The organism is Paenibacillus mangrovi (assembly GCF_022898935.1).
Lineage (GTDB): Bacteria > Bacillota > Bacilli > Paenibacillales > Paenibacillaceae > Paenibacillus_AQ > Paenibacillus_AQ mangrovi.
Genome location: NZ_JALIRP010000004.1, coordinates 472,292 through 490,305 on the forward strand (window position 1 = coordinate 472,292; position 18,014 = coordinate 490,305).

General features: G+C 49.1%; 12 protein-coding genes. All 12 read right to left on the reverse strand.

Features of this window, described 5'->3' with window-relative positions:
- Positions 1 to 4 precede the first annotated feature (4 nt).
- The 12 genes from MUG84_RS12870 to MUG84_RS12925 all read right to left on the reverse strand — a co-directional run bounded on the left by MUG84_RS12870 (position 5) and on the right by MUG84_RS12925 (position 17,994).
- Complete coding sequence (locus MUG84_RS12870) at positions 5 to 2,455, reverse strand: glycoside hydrolase family 2 protein (RefSeq protein ID WP_244725407.1); 2,451 nt, start codon at positions 2,453 to 2,455, stop codon at positions 5 to 7.
- A gap of 228 nt (positions 2,456 to 2,683) precedes the next feature.
- On the reverse strand, positions 2,684 to 3,634 hold the full coding sequence (locus MUG84_RS12875) for a sugar phosphate isomerase/epimerase family protein (protein WP_244725408.1): 951 nt from the start codon (positions 3,632 to 3,634) through the stop codon (positions 2,684 to 2,686).
- A gap of 14 nt (positions 3,635 to 3,648) precedes the next feature.
- Complete coding sequence (locus MUG84_RS12880) at positions 3,649 to 4,398, reverse strand: HAD family hydrolase (protein ID WP_244725409.1); 750 nt, start codon at positions 4,396 to 4,398, stop codon at positions 3,649 to 3,651.
- Positions 4,399 to 4,440: 42 nt separating this feature from the next.
- Positions 4,441 to 5,232: a DeoR/GlpR family DNA-binding transcription regulator gene (locus MUG84_RS12885; RefSeq protein ID WP_244725410.1), complete on the reverse strand. Its 792-nt coding sequence runs from the start codon at positions 5,230 to 5,232 to the stop codon at positions 4,441 to 4,443.
- Positions 5,233 to 5,244: 12 nt separating this feature from the next.
- Entirely contained in the window at positions 5,245 to 6,270 is a 1,026-nt protein-coding gene (locus tag MUG84_RS12890; RefSeq protein WP_244725411.1) for an ABC transporter ATP-binding protein, read from the reverse strand.
- On the reverse strand, positions 6,267 to 7,079 hold the full coding sequence (locus MUG84_RS12895) for an ABC transporter permease (RefSeq protein WP_244725412.1): 813 nt from the start codon (positions 7,077 to 7,079) through the stop codon (positions 6,267 to 6,269). Before MUG84_RS12895 ends, MUG84_RS12890 begins: the two co-directional genes overlap by 4 nt.
- Positions 7,076 to 7,924 (reverse strand): ABC transporter permease, encoded by an 849-nt coding sequence (locus MUG84_RS12900; RefSeq protein ID WP_244725413.1) that lies wholly within the window; start codon positions 7,922 to 7,924, stop codon positions 7,076 to 7,078. Before MUG84_RS12900 ends, MUG84_RS12895 begins: the two co-directional genes overlap by 4 nt.
- 40 nt (positions 7,925 to 7,964) lie before the next feature.
- On the reverse strand, positions 7,965 to 9,074 hold the full coding sequence (locus MUG84_RS12905; RefSeq protein WP_244725414.1) for an ABC transporter substrate-binding protein: 1,110 nt from the start codon (positions 9,072 to 9,074) through the stop codon (positions 7,965 to 7,967).
- A gap of 220 nt (positions 9,075 to 9,294) precedes the next feature.
- The gene (gene galA, locus MUG84_RS12910; RefSeq protein ID WP_244725415.1) at positions 9,295 to 11,730 is read right to left on the reverse strand and encodes a beta-galactosidase GalA; all 2,436 of its coding nucleotides are present in this window, start codon (positions 11,728 to 11,730) and stop codon (positions 9,295 to 9,297) included.
- 52 nt (positions 11,731 to 11,782) lie between these two features.
- On the reverse strand, positions 11,783 to 14,038 hold the full coding sequence (locus MUG84_RS12915) for a hypothetical protein (RefSeq protein WP_244725416.1): 2,256 nt from the start codon (positions 14,036 to 14,038) through the stop codon (positions 11,783 to 11,785).
- The gene (locus tag MUG84_RS12920) at positions 14,035 to 16,458 is read right to left on the reverse strand and encodes a hypothetical protein (RefSeq protein ID WP_244725417.1); all 2,424 of its coding nucleotides are present in this window, start codon (positions 16,456 to 16,458) and stop codon (positions 14,035 to 14,037) included. Before MUG84_RS12920 ends, MUG84_RS12915 begins: the two co-directional genes overlap by 4 nt.
- Positions 16,459 to 16,611: 153 nt before the next feature.
- The gene (locus MUG84_RS12925; protein ID WP_244725418.1) at positions 16,612 to 17,994 is read right to left on the reverse strand and encodes an ABC transporter substrate-binding protein; all 1,383 of its coding nucleotides are present in this window, start codon (positions 17,992 to 17,994) and stop codon (positions 16,612 to 16,614) included.
- Positions 17,995 to 18,014: the final 20 nt, after the last annotated feature.

Consider the following 18,014-nt stretch of genomic DNA (forward strand, 5'->3'; position numbering starts at 1 on the left):
ATTACTATGTAATGGTCAACTTGGTGGCAGCAGATTTTAGCCCTCTTGCATGGCAAGTGACGATCACTTCACCTGGTACCGGACGCGATTGCAGCAAGACTGTAGCGATACCCGCTTCTGCCTGAATCGGATTCTCGCCAACGATGACAACGGGACCTTCTACTTCAAAAACCACTTCGTGGTTTGCTGAAGGGACGACAGTTCCGTTGGCATCTTGAACTTCAGCATTAGCGAAGACAAAATCAGATCCGTCAGCCGCAAGTTCCCTTCCGCTCGTGTCAATTCGAATAGACAGCCTTTCAGGTTCAAGTGGTGTACGTACGTTGAACTCGGCCTTATCCACGCCTGCGATTCGCCCGATGGCCTTTAGCTCCCCAGGCTCATAGGCCACACCTTCAAACGTAAACGGCGCCCTATCCAGATTACGACAATTTCCACCATCGTACGTAGACACCATCAGGCTGCCGGCATCGGTTTTAGACTCCATGGTTCCTTCTTTCCACTTATGCTGCTCCTCATCGGTCAGCCAATAATCGACTTCATAACCAGTTATGCGCTCACCATATTCCGTGTCGGGTCCTTGGTCAGGCTTTTGTATGCCTACTGATTTACCGTTTACAAACAGTTCGACTTCATCACAGTTGGAATACACGACAACCTTGGCCGGCGAGACGCGTTCCGTCCACTCATTTGCGATGTAGGCCATTGGTCCGCTCTCGATTTGCTCGTGAATTACATCCGGCTTTCTTTGACTTTGATAGAAGTAATACACATATTTGGGCAAGCGGAAGGTATCCATGGCTCCGCATTCCGCAATCCATGGATAGCATCCCCGATTATGATCAATACCGATCCACGAAGCATCCCCTAGCGACCAGCGGTTGCCGCGGTTCCGGTTCAGCGACCATTGATAATTCCACGCTTGCAGCAGCTGCTTCTTCTCTCCAGCGCCGCGAGGTATACGACTTGTACTTTCATGACCGCCGAACTCATAATCTCCATACTCCCTGTCAAATCCTGCCTTGTCCGGTAGAACATCCTCCAACGGACGGGTCATGGTGCTATCTTCCCATATCGTATGAGGCACATCAAAATTGACGTAAGCAGGGTTTTCCCTCCCGATCGTATCTCCCGATGTGTTCATTTGATCTCCGGGATATTCTTCATGGGCAATCAGATGGCATTCGTGGAAAAATTCATCTGTAGCGCCTCCACGTTTGTTATATGTTTCATTCAAGCTGACCTCCCACATGATCATACACGGATGATTACGGTCGCGGCGGATCATATCCCGAATATTTTGCTTGGCGATCTCTTGAAATTTTCCCAATGCGCAATACTGCCAGCCAGGAACCGGCTCAACGGTCATCAGTCCGAGCTCATCACATGCGTCTATGAAGGCCGGAGACTGAGGATAGTGGCCGAGCCGTACGAAATTGAATCCGCCTTCTTTCAACTTCACCGCATCTCGGTATTGGGCATTGTTCGAAGCAGCATTTCCGATATAAGGATATTGCTGATGACGGTTTGTCCCGCGGATGACCAACCTTTCCCCATTGATCATAAAACCGTTCGCCTTGCTGAAGGAAATCGTACGGACTCCGATGCGAGTGCGAAGTTCATCAACTTTTCTGCTTTCACCATCGATAATTTCTGTCAACAGCGTATACAAAAAAGGATGGTCCGGGTGCCAAAGCCGAGGATTTGTAAGCGTAATGATTTGTGTAAATGTGTATTCACCTCCAGCCTGAACGCTTTCGATTATACTTTCAGTCGTCCCCACGATTGTTCCTTGTTTGTCCAGGATCGTTGATACGACTTTGACATCCTTGACCTGATCGTGCTCATTCAACACGTGAGTCTGAACTTCGACCGTTGCAGATGCTTTCGATACATCGGAATACTTGACGAAGACCCCGCCTCCCGCTTGTATCCCCGCATATACCGCATCAGTAACGTGGAGCTTGTCCATAATATGGAGCTTCACGTTGCGATAAAGTCCGCCGAAATACGAAAAATCCAGGCTCTCCAGTGGTTTTCCGGGCGGTATAGCTCCGTTGTTGCGATTATCGAGCTGGACAGCGATCACATTCTCCGCACCGTAATCAACATCCTCGGTGATGTCGATCATAAACGGCAAATAACCGCCTTTATGAACCAGTTTTGATTCCCCATTCATCCATACATGGGCTTCATGCATCGCTGCTTCGAATTCGATGAAAATCTTCTTTCCTTTCCATGCTTCATCTGCAAGGAAGCGCTTACGATACCAGCAAAAGCCTTGATAGTGCAGATCAATATGAAGTGGTTCAATTTGAGGTGTATGTGGTAAATAAACGCATTCCCATTCATTGTCGGGTACATGCTTTAGCTCCGCTTCGGATGGATCCCCAAGAAAGAACTTCCATTCCTTGTTAAAATTCAATGTATTTCTACCAAGATTCGAATATTGCATCTCCATTAACCCCCTTAATTAATCCATATTTTATCGTTTATCAGCCTGCAAATATACTTCACTAAGCAACGATTTCTGCATTCTATCAACGAACTTGATCTGACTTGTTCCTTTCAGCTATATAAAACAATAGGAGCAAAAAAAGACGACAATTCGATTTCCCTTGTGTAGAACCTAGAGAAAACGACTTGTCGTTCTTATGAAATAGCGTACGATTGTAATCAAAAGTTACCTGCAATATTTATCTCTTAGAGCCAACGTATATTTGACAGATTGCTCGACCCCATTTGCTTGATCTTCAATCATCTTCTCCAGAAGTTTCCGTGGTGGCTCATAATAATCCAGCGGCTTGATAAAGGACAATTCATATGGAGGTTGCTCAACTTTAAACGCGCCTTCGCCAACGGCGAACACGCCGCCCGCTCCCGGGACCCTTTTGAAGGAAGTCGCATAAGGAAAGCACATTTCTACATTAATACGTGTCAACGTCGACTGCTCGACAAGAATTTGGAAGATTTGCTCCAAATCAATGTTGCCGGTCCCGACAGGAACGCCGCATACCCGATAATCGTCGCCGTCATGAACGATAATATGGTCTTTGAAATGGGTTGTGAATGCATAAGGCGCCAATCTTTTAACAGCTTCAACCGGGTCTTCCCAGGCCATCATCGCGTTACCGACATCACAGTGCGCACGTACCCAAGGGCTATCGACTTCCTCAATGATTCGAATGACCTCGCTCGTCAGCTCTTCCTCATGATTTTCTACAGCGAGTTTTATTCTGTATTTCTGCAGTATAGGCACAATTTGCTGAATGTTTTCGGGAGCTTGCTTCAGTCTTTCTGCATCATATGTGCCCAGGCAGGTGTACGTCCGAATCACATCGGCCCCAATCTGATGAGCTACCTCAATAACTTGCTTCAAATGCACCGGATCCGTGCCATTCGTGTCAATTTCAGCGAAGAATCCGTATTTCTGAATTTCCGCCTTCACCCTTTTTAAATATTCAGGTTCAAACGATTCAAGCGTACCCCATCCAGGCAGATTCGGCCATTTCACGATATTGATCATGACGCCGTCCAAGCCCAGCTCGGCCGTTTTTCCGATAAATTGAAAAATATCCATTCTTCCTGTCATAAACTGCAGGTGATAGCTTTCAGTCTCCAAACCAATCTTCATTTTGTGTTCTCCTCCTAGTCATGCTGCCAAATCAATCGTCCGTCCGCCTGAACGATGTCTGCAACAGAGGGGATTACAAGATCGGCATCCTGCAGCTGAGGAATGCCGCTGACACCAGAAAGCACGCCTATCGCGACACCCGCCGCACTGTTTCTGGCAAATCGCATATCCGTCACGGTATCGCCTACTACTGCAACCTCTTCTGCACTCATATTGCCAACCTCACAAAAAGCACGGAGCATACATGGATTCGGTTTCTTCTCGTAGTAATCCGATGTCCCGATAAAATCGAAATAATCAGTGACACCCGCAAGCTCCAGAAAAAATTTCGTCGATTCGAGGTCATCCGCCGTTGCAATGCCGAGTTTCAACCCATAGCGGCGAAGATTCCCAAGCAAAAGATGCAAATCCGCTGTTGGCCTTAAATTGTGCCGATTAGACAACGTCAACTGATGAAGCTCCCTGGTCAGCCAATCCTCCAGATGTTCCAGTTTATCCGGATTAACCTGCTTATCCCGCAGCACGCGAACGAATGCTTCCGCCATCTCCTGAGTCGTGCCTCCTGCGAGTATCCCTGCCGGGTCGATCGTGTCCCCATGCAAACCGATGGATTCAAGCAAGCTTGCCTTGGCCGAAGGATCATCCTTCAAGCCTACATCCTCAACCAGTAGATCGGCTATTCCGGTCCCCACCGGCACCCAGCCGGAATAGAAGTCCATTAATGTACCATCCTTATCAAACAAAATACCTTTGATTTGCTGCAAAGTTTTTCACCCATTCTGTTGATTTCTGTTTGTAATTTATTTTTATACTGCAGCCGTTTCGTCCACGATGATCCAATCGATGTTTTCCAGATAAGACTTCCATGATGCCGGCTCCTCCTGATCGCACACAATCGCGTGAATCTGTTCCAGCTGCGAAAATTTACACAATGCTTCTACACCAATCTTAGAATGATCCACGAGGATGATTGTTTCTTTGGCGACCTGAATCATCTTTGCTGAAAACGAAGACTCTTCTAGAGTATATTCCGTGGCTCCTGAAAGCGAAATTCCCCCGGGTGAAATAAACGCTTTGTTTACACAAAACAAATCCAACATTTTCTCGCATAACGTCCCGCGAGACGAATATTGTTCCTCATTCAGCTCCCCCCCGAGCAGTATCACTTTGCCATGAAATAATCCTTGATTCATCGAATCCAGTAAGACATTGGCCGTAGGCAATGAGTTGGTCAGGATGGTTACCTTATTGACACCGCGAATGCAATAAGCCATTTCTAAAATCGTCGTTCCTCCGCCCATCACGATCGTATCGCCGTCATTGACCAGTTGTGCAGCCCGCTGTGCCACTTTCTTCTTTTCGTCCTGGCGTACCTGTCTGCGCTGAACGAATGGCGGTTCTCCCAGTTGAAAATTGACTTTCACAGCACCGCCGTGCACACGCTTGAGATGCCCTTCCTTTTCCAGAACATCCAGATCCCGCCGGATCGTTTCCATTGATACATTAAAAAGCCGGGCCAATTCGGCTGCATTGACCTTTCCATATGCATGCAGTCGATCAAGAATTTCGGTTTTTCGTTCTACGGACAAGACTGACATCAAGATCCCCCTCTACGCCAATAAAGTACATGCCGCTTCAGGAATCCGCACATTTATCAACATTCCTTCGTCAAAAGCGACTTTGTGCGGAACATTCAGTTCGTCAATCGTCAGGGTCACATCCTGTGACTGAACCTCGTATCTACGAACATTACCGCGAACGATCATGCTCGAGATAACTCCTTCGAGCCATAGTCCGCGATCATGCGTAAAAGTGTGCGCCTCGCCGCTTGGATGCAGCTCCATAACCTCTGGACGAATCGCATACGTTCCGGGCTTCATCGATTGACCCGTTAAGCGGATCAGGTCCCTACCCGTCAACACGTTATAACTGCCAATAAAACGGGCTACGAATTCATTTTTAGGGGAAGCGTAAATGTGTTCCGGTTTGCCTTGCTGGGCAATCTCCCCGTTATTCATGACAAAGATACGATCTGAAATCGTCATGGCTTCTTCCTGGTCATGCGTAACAAAAATCATCGTCATCTTTAAATCCCGCTGAATGCTTCGGAGATCGCTCTGCAAGCTTTTTCTGATTTTGGCATCCAGCGCGCTGAGCGGTTCATCCAGAAGTAGAATATCCGGTTCCGTGACAAGCGCTCTGGCAAGAGCGACGCGCTGCTGTTGGCCGCCGGACAACTGATGCGGATAGGATGATTCTTTGCCGGACAAATGTACCAGTTCAATCGCTTGGTTCACTTTTGCTGTAATTTGTTCACGCGCCAGCTTCTGCATTTTTAAGCCGAAAGCAATATTGTCGAAGACGGTCATATTAGGGAACAAGGCATACGATTGAAACACCATGCCTACATTCCGGCGCTGCGGGGGCAGCTGAGATATATCCTTGCCGTTCACGCTGATTGTACCGCTGTCTAGCGATTCCAATCCGGCTATGCAGCGCAGCAGCGTACTCTTGCCGCAGCCGCTGGGTCCGAGCAAGGTGACGAGCTCCCCTTTTTCAACGTTCAGAGATACCTGCTGTAGTACAACAGATTTCCCGAACTGCTTAAATGCCTGATCGATTTGTACATAGCTCATGCTGCATTCTCCTTGTTTTCTTCTTTCTTATTGAAACGTGTACCCAGCTTCAGCATCAGCCAGGAAATCATCAACACGATCGTGAAGTATGCAATAACGATGGCACTCGATAAATGCCCGTTCTGATTCAACTGCCGCATTAAATAAATTTGGATCGTTTCATAGCTTCCGCCAACGAGGAAATTAGCCATCACAAATTCGCCGATCAAGATTGAAAACGATAGTAAAGCGGAAATGATTATTCCGCCCATGATGTTAGGCGCGACGACTTGCAAAAATGCCTTCATTTTGCTTGCCCCGAGTATTTCGGCCGCTTCCATCAGCCTTCTCGCATCAATCGTTCGCAAGCTGTTGCGGATGCCTTGATACATATAAGGGATAATCAACACATAATAGGCGCCGACCAGGATCCAGATGGTGCCAGATAGCACGATCGGACCGCTGGAGTACACTTTAATCAATCCTACGGCGGCAACGACACCCGGAACGGCGAATGGAATCATCGTAATGGCTTGCAGAAAGCGCTCCAGCTTCGGCAGATACATATATACGACAAACACCGTCACCGACATCGTGACAACGCTCGCTATGAGCGCGATTGCAGATACAGTTAGCGTTCTCCCGACAGCCGCTAAAAAGCGTGAATCGGTGAACAATTCCTTGTACCAATCTAACGTATAGGAAACCGGGAGCACCGTATGGCTCCATTCTTTCGCAATTGAATACATAAAGGTTGCTGCAAGAGGCAATACAAGATAAATAAATGCTGCAGAAACAACGAGTAATGACAACCATCTTTTATTTTTCATTGCAAATCTCTCCTGAACCGCCGCATCAGGCGTTCATTGATCCACATCGCCCCAAGCATCATCAGACCCAGAATAACGGCGAGTGCACTTCCGAGCTGAGGCTGTGTGGCTACGTCACCCGCAATGAGCGAGCCGATACGAATCGTCAACAAATTATAGTTGCTTCCTACGAGTGCATAAGCTGTTGCATAGGCTCCCATCGCATTGGCAAATAGGATGCTGAAGGTTCCCACAATGCTTGGCAATAACACAGGAATTCCAATCCTCAACCAAAATTGGAGATTCGACGCGCCGAGTAAGGCGGCCGATTCACGCCACTGCTTATGAATGCCGGAGTAAGCCGGATAGAGCAGCAAAATGGCCAGCGGGACTTGAAAATAAACGTAAACGAGGACCAGTCCGCTCCAGCTATACAAGCTGAACGTGTCCGTCATATTCCATCCCCATTCTTTGAACAGGAGTGTAAAAAGTCCACTGTTGCCAAGAAGAATAATGAAGGCAAACGCCAGCGGTACGCCGGAAAAGTTGGACGTCAAATTGGAAAATGTAATCATAAAGTTTTGAATCTTTTTGGGCATTCGCGTAATGGAATACGAGACAACGAACGCGATAATCATGCCGATGACACTGGAATAGAGCGAGATTTTCAAGCTGTTGACAATACCTTTAGAATAATAAGGACTGGTCAAAGCGGTAATATACTGCTCGAGCGTATATGTCCTGCCGTCGGCGGAGAGGAAGCTGTCATGGATCATGGCGATCAAAGGCAGCATCAAGAACCCGACGACAAGCAGGGCGAACGGTAGCAGAGCAATGATGGCAAACAGCGTTACCTTGCGATGCATTCGGATAACCCTCACCTATCCTTCCGTCAATCTATGAAAATTAGTTCATATGAATTAATACTTGATCCTGCCACATGAGCGGCAATTGCTTGGATGTTTCTTCCCACGCCTTGTAATCTTTAATCGGCTTCGCATTTTTGTATTGTTCAGCAGGGATCAGTTTCTTGGCAACATCATCCGGCAGCTTCACGTTCTCGCGGATCGGGCGGGCATAACCTTTCGCCAGGTTAATCTGTCCTTCGTCGCTCAGAATATATTCCCGTGTAAGCTTGGCCGCATTCGGATGAGGTGCATACTTGTTAATGATCGTCGTATACCCGCTGACGACGCTGCCTTCTTGAGGAATGCTGACTTCGAAACGGTTAGGATCAATTTGGTCGCGATAGCCCAGAGCATTAAAATCCCACAGCAATGCAACGGACACTTCTCCCTTTTCCAAAACCCCTGTATTAATTTCTAGTGTAGACAATCTACCCTGCTCGGCCAATTTTGCAAAAAAGTCCAAACCTGGCTGAATGTTGTGCTCGTCTCCTCCATACGCCATCGCCGCCGCCAATACAGCCATTTGTGCCTGCGTTCCTTTGGTTACGTCCGTGATCGAAACCTTGTAATCGCCTTTCAGTATGTCGTCCCAAGTTTTCGGCGGATTTTTTACCTGATTTTTATCGGTGATCACAGCAATCGTTCCTTGATAACCAACCACCCAGTGCCCATCCTTGTCTTTCGCCCAGTCCGGAATTTCGTTCCAGTGTGTGGGCTTATAAGGCATCGTTACCCCTTTGTCCTTTGCGATCGGTCCGAATGAAATACCGACATCGCCGATATCGGCCGTCGGATTGTTCTTCTCCGCTTCGAATTTGGCGATTTCTTCTGCACTGGACAAATCAGTATCTGTGTGGGTTAATCCATATTTGGCTGTAATGTCGTCCCAGGTTCCTTTCCAGTTGGCCCAGTTGTCGGGCATTCCGAGACTGACAACCTTCCCTTCCTGTTTCGCCTGCTTTTCAATCTCCTCAAGCGTCATTTCCTTTACTGGCGCTGCGCTGTCGTTTGAAGGGGGAGCCGTTTGCTGTGCAGAGCCGCATGCCGATATTCCCAAAGCCATCACACTTATGACTAGAGCTGTTTTCAATGAACGATATTTTTTCACGTTGTTCTCTCCTCCAAAATTTTGGTAATTTGTGTGTTTGTGTTGTTTTTAGTACATTCACATTATGCAATCGCAACATTATCCACATATCAACTGAAGGTAAATTCTTTGTAAACTTGCTTAACTCGAACGATCTAGCATCCCATCAGAAAAGAAAAAGACGCTAACAAAACGTTAGCGTCAAATGAGCGCGTGGCTCATATTCATTCATTATCAATTGTCAAAAAATCAAATTAGCAGCTTCAACCTGCTGTACCGAGGGACGTAATGTGCAAGCTTTTGTATCGATCGTTACTTTGGCAGCAGCGAGTCCGGTCGACTCCGCCGTAATGCACAGCACACCCTCTTGTTGCGTTGATTGGATGATAGCCATGCAAAGACCATTGAACGCTTTCCGCCTCCAAACCGCGCCTGGTTCGATATACTTATCCGGTTCGTGGCTACTTGGGTTTCCATTGCCAACACCGATCAGCACTCCTGGTCCAGACACGGTAAACACCACTTCATTGTCAGCAATAGGGACGACTCTGCCTAAATCATCGACGATTTGTACAGCGATACATGACACATCCTCACCGTCGGCATTGATTGCAATGCGATCGGGAAGAAGCCGCAGCTCTGACGGAGCGCCTGCCGTTTCTTTGGTCACGCTTGCGATCTCCTGCCCATCTCGGTATCCTCTGGCCAAAAGCACGCCTGGCTCGTATGGCACCATCCAGCTCAAATGCCCCAAATGCGGCATTTGTTTTCGACCGATGCTGCGACCGTTGAGAAACAGCTCCACTTCCTCGCAGTTGCTGAAACAGCGCACATCGATGTCCTGTCCTTCCTTGCCCGTCCAATTCCAGTGAGGGAAAAGATGCAGAACCGTCTGGTCGGTCCACCAAGACTGGTAATAATAGTAGTTGTCTTTCGGAAAACCGCATGTATCCATAATGCCGAATTGCGAACTGATGCACGGCCAGCGGTAAGGAAGCGGCTCACCTCTATAATCGAATCCCGTCCATACAAAAGCACCGGCCAGATACGGCCGCTTCTCATAATAGTTCATCCATTCCTCGCTACCAGATCCCCAGCCGGGGAAATTCTCGTCATAGGAAGAGACATATCCTCGCTGCTCATCATTTTCATAGATGCCTCGCGTGCACAGCGTACTCGCTTCTTCACTGCCGATCATAGGCGTTTGTGGATGTTCCTTATGGTATTCATCTAAATTCGCGCCGATTTTCCAATAGTTCCAGCCTCGCACATCTACAACGCCGTTAATCCCTGCGCTCTGTCCACCGTTATTTCCGCCATAGCTCACAAGACGCGTCGGATCAAGCTCATGTACGATCCGTTTCATTGTCTTTGCGGCGCGGGCACCGGCTTCCGTATCCTGAATTCCGCCCTCCTCATTGCCAATCGACCATAGAATGATACTGGGATGGTTCCGGTCGCGCCTTACCAGGCTGCGCAACTGATTGGCAATCTCCTCGCCAACGCCCACTTGCCGGTGCTCATCCATGACCAGCATCCCCAATCGGTCGCACGCTTCAAGCAGTTCCGGCGTCGGCGGATGATGCGATGTCCGGTATGCATTGACGCCGAATTCCTTCAGCTTCTCGATTCTGTAATATTGCAAGCGGTCGGGCAGCGCCGCCCCTACTCCGGCATGATCCTGATGGCAGCAAACGCCTTGGATCACCACATGCCGCCCGTTCAGGAAAAAGCCAAGATCCGGATCGAAGTGAATGCTGCGAACGCCAAACGATGTTTCATAAACATCCGTTGGAGCCTCGCCTTCTCTGACTGTCGTCACGAGACGGTAGAGATGCGGCGAATCCAAGTCCCATAGCCGAGGCTGCTCCACGCGAACGCGCTGGATGAATTCCTGCTCCTTCCACGCCCCAATAGGTTGTGTCTCCGACTGAACTGTTGCAACACAGTGGCCGTCAGCATCATAGATCGCCGACTCGATCGTGCCTGTATTCCCAAGATCGTCTTCGTTAACAATCGTCGTATGCAGCGTTAGCTCCGCGAATCCGTCGCCAACTTCAGAAACGACATACGTTCCCCAGTGCGCGACATGCATCGGGTTTGTTTTGACCAGCCAAACATGCCGGTAAATGCCGGCCCCTTCGTAAAACCATCCCTCCACTTGGCTTGCATCGGCACGAACGACAAGCACATTCGGTCCGTCGAAGCTGACGCAATCGGTAATATCGAAGCGGAAGCTGGTATATCCGCTTTCATGGCGACCTAAATAATAGCCGTTCAACCAAATCTGACTGTCGCGGAATATGCCATCGAACTCGATGGACAGCCGCTTACCTTTATCATCTGGCGAAACAGAAAATGGCTTGCGGTACCATCCGATTGAAGTCGCCGGATTGGGTCTCCCGATCGGTTTATATCCATGATAATCGATGTCATTGTCGGACGAATGCTCAAAATCCAGCTCCACCGCCCAATCATGCGGCAGACAGACCTCTCTCCAATCACTGTCGTCAAAATCGGGGTGAATAGCGCCTCTCCCTTCGGCTTGCTTGGCAAACGGCTTGCCTTTCCAATAATCGAAGTCACGCTTGATGTCTGAGGCGTGGCCCAAGGCGAATTTCCAATCGGAATCCATCAACAACCGCTCCCGAAGCGGCTGATTCATCTCTTTATTCATGCAGCATACTCTCCTTTTGTCGCTTGATTCTCTTTTGACCTAATGTGTTATATCATTTATTGATCGTTAACGTATAGTCTGAGGCTGGCTCGATCACAATCGTTCGATGATCGAGCAAAGCATTTTCACCTAATACCTTCGCCATCTCCGACGTACTCTCGACGAAAACTTTGACCTTTGCCGTGAAGTTCGTACGGTTGATCAGCTTCACCGTCATCATTTCAGGATTGTTGTGGGCGACTTCGGCATCCACGTGATCGATTGCGCAAATGTACCCCGTATCCGAATGAATGTACACACCCGGAACCTCGAAATACGTCAACATGCAAGAAACCTCGCACCAGCAAGAGCCGCCAGCAACCTCACCAATATTTTCTTTCCCTTCCCAATCACTCAGATTGACCCGCTCTCCCATCCAACCCAGAGGCGAGTACGTCGTTCCATTGCGGTTTCCACCCCAGGATATACGAAGCGGCCGATCCTCTCTGGACATATATTGCGGCAGGTTATGTGCGATATCTTGGAGCAGCTCCAGATAAAATTCATTCGCTGTCGCACGATACAGCTTAAATAAGGAAGCACCCGAGAACGTACAAATTCCCGGCGCCGCATGCTTATTCTGCACGCTTGCCCAGACCGCGCCAGTTGAACGCAAATCGAGCTTGCGAAATTCCGCTTCTTCGGCATACTCGAAATCGTAAGACACAACCCATGTCGCACATAGTTTGGCCGTATCTTCGGCCATACCCAGCCACTTGCGGTCGCCAGTCGTTTCATATAAAACAACATAAGACTCGAGCAAGGCAAACGCCGATTCACTATCCGGGCTTTGGCATATTTCACCTGGCGCGCCGGTCGTAACTCCTTGCTTCACGAAATGATCGTAATAATGTTGCCCGGATAGCTTCGCTATGTTGGTGTAATCAGGACGGTTAAAATATTGCCCGGAGAGTGACAGCCCTGCAGATGCGATCCCCGCGCTGCTACTACCCCCGATGATGATTTCTTCCTTTTCCAGATCCACAAACTGACCGAATTGACCGTATTTGTCCCATAGCCGAACGAACGCGTCGCAGGCCCGGATCAACCCTTCTTTCCAGCCGGCCGGGATCGGTTCGCCTAATTTCTCCAACAGCATGAGCTGTTTTGTCATGAAGTACAGGACATCCGCATTTTTGCGCAGCAGCACAATTGATGTTTCATCATGTCGGCGGAAAGCGTCGCCTAATCGATTTCCCTTGCAATAAATGCCATGAAAAAATCCGGAAGGCGCCTGAACCGTGTCGAACAGAAAATTCAAGGTCTTAACCGATCGTTCTTTGGATAAATCGTTTCCGATGGCGAGCATCGGGTACGTGTTTATCGCCCCTCCGACCCACCCGGTTTGCCATTCGCCAAAAGTGGGATCCGGCGAAGTCGATGACCGGTAAAATTCGAAGTCGCGCTGCCAATTGTCCCGGTTATATTTCTCCTCCAATATATCCCATGAGGCTGAGAATGGAATTTCATGCCTTAGCTCGTTAGGACCGGTCAAACTTTTGCGAGTCTTTGAGAAATAATCGAATAACGTCGGAATGTCGGGACAATCGAAAACATAAAGTCTGAACTTGATCGTCACCTCGTCTAGTTCATGAAAATCGTATCCTCGATCATCGGAAAGCTCTTTCGAATTACACATACTGTATTTACTGCTTCGAACCGCAGGGGCAGAAATCGAGATCATCGCCTCCGAACGGTCGCCGCTTTCTTCTACTGTCATTCCTGAATCACCAAGAGCCGTTCCTTGATACGTCAGCAGCAGCAAACCTTTCTTCTGTTGATGTAAAAAACAGCCGACAGCAGGCGTCGCCAAGTCTCCCGTTCGTAATTCGATTTTCGATGGCCCTTCATCCAGGTTGAGTCTTGGCACATCGGTAATCGTCGTCGGAATATCGACACCTATCTCATCTTCATGTTCCAGCATTGGAGGATATTGTTGCTTACTTACCCGAAAGCGGTTACCGTTATATGCCGCCGCAGGCATCAACAAGTAGTTATCCTGTGACCAACTGTCAAGCCTCAAACCAACTGCTACATTCGCTTGGTTCAAGTTTCCCTTTACAACCTTAAATGTTGCTTCACAATCGATCGCATCTTCATTGGATGCGATCGATTGCCGTGCATAACTGACATTCCACAAAGATTCGTCCAGCATAAGCTGTTGTTCATCATTGGATTCGTTCCATTCGCATGTCGCCGATTGGATCGGATTGGCTCCATCATATTGGGTCAACTTGAAAGCGATTGTGCACCCGGTTCCGCTCATCATACAGGTGTAGCCCCCACTACTTCATCTTTTGCTTCTACCTTCTCCGGATCGCCCCAAGCAAATATTTTCACACTGACAGACGGTTTCGGATCTCCCTCGAATTTACAACTGAACGAGACGGTTTGACCACCGCTTCGAATAACTGGCGCATCCGCCGACGCTTGCACCGTCTGCAGCAAATTCCAGTTTTGGTCGTATATGAGGCCGGTCCGCCCACCTTCGCAGACAAGATATTGATTTGGCTTGATCTCTGCATCGAATGTCATATAGACGCCGCTTGTGTACAAAGTAGGCCGCTTTACCAAAGCGTCCTCATTGCCGTACGACGGGTTTACACGTAAGACAAACTTCAGCGATTGATCGGCATATTTATTGAAATAAGTCCAGTCAGCCCCTCCGGGTTGGCCTGGCTGCAGTTCGGCCGGATCGCAGACAAGCGGTTTCGAGATGTGAACCGGATACAGGTTCCAGCGGTCTTCGTCAACCGGTTCCAGGTGCCAATCACCCTTTGGTTCCCGCAGCCGTTCACGCTGCTCAGGCGTAAATGCCCCGGCCCGCCGCGCCTTCTCCCACTCGCGTACTGCCCCCAGCAGCGTCTCGATATTGCCGTTTCGCCGGAGCACTGCGGTGTCCGCTACAAGAGCGAAGCCGGAACCGAAACCTGCCGCCTTCGACAGCACCCATTCAATTTCATCCGGTGCCGTCGCTTCGAACCGGTCGGAAGCGGAACGGACGAGAAACCATCCGAGCATCGGCGGAATGAAATTACGGGCAAAATAGCGCTGATTGCTAAGCCGCCATTCGAGCTGGCCTTCGCGTGTTGCCGCACCCCAAGGCTCTCCCCAGTTAAAGCGCGTGAACACATGCCACGAATAGTTCGAGACGACGATGCTCGCGTCGTTGATCACTTCATCCCCCCAGCCGTCATAGCACATCTTGACGAATCGGTTGACTCCATAGGCCTCATGGCCTGTGGCATACAAACCTTCCAAACCATCGAACGAAATCTGCTTCAAACCAGTCGTACTAAACAGTTCGGCGATCCGTCTGCTGTACTCATCCTGCAGCTCGATATTCGGGAAAAAGACGTCATAGGCGTGATCCCATAACCGACCGATTTCTGCACCCGCCTCATGCTCAGCGGCAACCGTGCCGTTCACGCCTCGCCGTACGCCGATTAGCTTCCACGGCGCGCTTCCCGTTACGGCATCGTATTCGATCAGCTCACTGCCGATTTTCGCAGAGCGTCGGAACAAATTCGCCGTAAACGGCGCAGGATCGCTCACTTCGATCTCATTTTCCTCTATGCCGATCGCCGCAATCAGTTGAGCCTTTCCGGCCATTTGCAGCCGCTCATCAGGCACCGGCGTCACATACGGATCGTTCAGTGTTGTAAAGTTGGAAAGTGTATGTACGCCGACATGCACGCCTTCGCGTTCCGCCAGCTCAACACACGCCTTCAATCCTTCGTCGCCGTTTGGAAAGCTGCTCGGCTTCAGCGTAAAATGCCCCCACTGCCCGAACGGATCGGGGTGGTACACATAGCTTAGACCAGCCATCTTCGTAAACTGCACCGCGTCCGCCATCGTCGCTTCAGAAAAATCGGTGATCAAATACGATTGATTCGCCGCCGGGGACGTTTTGCCCCACACTCCTTCGATCAGCGGATGCGGGAGCCCTTCGCCGAGTTCAATCGCTTCAATCGTCGAAAGAACTTGGTCAACCGCGCAGCCGAACAGAGCGATCTTGGTTCCGACGATTTGCGCATCGTCGCCGGTGAGCGGAGCAACCTCAACGTCCGGCAAGTTCCATACCGGGCGCCGGGCTACTTTGGTGCGATTTCTTGCAAAAGCCTGCAGCATGCTCCCACCTACGGTCGGCCACGCCGCGCAGACGTCGTATTCGAACTTGTTGTCGGAAGGCAGCTTGCTGTCAGGGTCTGGTATACCATCATGCGAATACGTTTGTTGGACGAATTCCATTCTTTCAAGCTCGATAGGCCATCCTCCAACGGTCTTCATATTCAACACCTGTAAGCCGACGGCAAATGTTCCGTTATGTACGACGCCAACCGACTCCCCGATCGATCCGGAAACTGTCGTGACGTAAGGCCCCCAGATGACGGCATCTACATCGCCATCAATACGCAGCACTTCGAAAGTCGCATAAAGCCCTTTATCTTCGGCCAAAACTTCCACGGCCGCCCCGCATTGGGGAAACTTAAATGTCACAATACCGGATGCCGTTTCATAATCGGCCTGTGCTGGCATTTCCATCCGACCGCCAACGACTACCTGAAGCAGCGATATAATTTGCTTGGCAGATTCATATCGATTACCGGTAGTGGTATCGGTCAGACCGGTTACCATGCCTTTACGATCCAATTGAATGTTCAAACTTCCTGCAGAAATGCTCAACATCGCAGTCTCATCTCCTTAATACCGACTAACATCTCATTTATTCGTTTCATAGCCGTACGTTCAGCCTATCCTCTTACTGACTACCATCGCAGCGCTTTTATTGGGTTGCTGGACAAAAAGGCTAGCTCCTGGTGTTCCAGGAGCTCTGCAGCGTTATTTTTTATTCATCTTCTCTTTCAATTTAATCGTATAATCTTCGTCCATTTTTCTCAGGAACGTAACGACATCTTCTTTGGACGTTATGAATTCCGAAGCCTTTTCGGCCACATAGTTCTCGCCGTAGTAAAGGGCGTCCGGACCGTACGGGGAGTACACAGGGTCAGCTTTTGTTCCTGAATAAATGCCTTTTAAATTGTATTGCTTATTGTTGCCTGACATTTGATCTTCGCCAAACTGAACAGCAAGGTCCGGATCTCCAAGCGGAGATGGCGAACCATGACGATGCAGCCTTGTTTGATGCTCCTTGGAGGCGAGGAATGCGATCACATCAAACGCCTCTTTCAGATGCTCGCTGTTCGGATTAACGCTCACTGCAAGAGGCGCGTAGTTTGGCGTAATATCCGGCTGGTCGGCCCAACCCGGAACTTTTACCATATCGAAGCTGAGCCCTTTGGTACCATGCATACCAGCTAAATTCGTAATGGATAAAATCGCCATTGCTGTTGTTTGGTTCTGGAAATACAAGTCTTCATCCTTTTCTACGTCCCAGTTGCCGGAGATACTGCGAAACTTATCAAGCAAGTCGAAATATTTCTTGAACTTCGGATCTTTAGAAAACAACACTTCGCCCGTCTTCGGATCCGTGCCGGTTGCCGAAAGCTCCATAAAAGGCATCGATAAGCCATTTTTCGCTATTCCGTGGTACTTGACTCCGTCTTTTTCTCCCGTCAATTTCTTTGCCAGGTCAATAACTTCTTCCCAGGTAATTCCGTCCTTTGGATAAGGTACGCCGAACTTGTCGAAAATCGATTTGTTATAAAAAAGCGCTACCTGAATATCTTCCATCGGGAATCCCAATAAACGGTTTTCGCCTTCAGGATCTCGCACCCGCATCGATTCCAGCACACCCGGACGGAATGCCGATAAGTCAACGTTATTTTGTTTCGCCAGATCATCCAGCGGATATAGCAGCTCCATGTCCTTCAGAACTTCAAAGCCGCCGGTGGTCAGCAGAATATCCGGATTTTCCTTCGCGGCGAACGTTTCCTCCAGCTCCTGCTTGCCGACCCATTTGCTAATGAGCTCGATCTTGATGTTAGGGAACTTCTCTTCAACAAATGGCTTCACCCGCTCATCGAATTCTCCGCCCCAAGGCGCCATAAATTTTAGCGTAATCTGCTCTTTGTTCTTGGATTCCGGTTCTGTCCCCGCTGGTTTGTCTTTATCCTCCTGTTTCGGAGTTTCACCCGCAGCAGCAGAATTTTGCTCTTTATTCGTTGATTGTTCCCCTTCGGAGTTTTTGCTCGAACATGCCGCAAGCGATGTTGCGAGTAACAATATAATCAGGAACAATGAAAGCATTTTTACCGTTTTCATAGTGTATATCCCCTCACTAT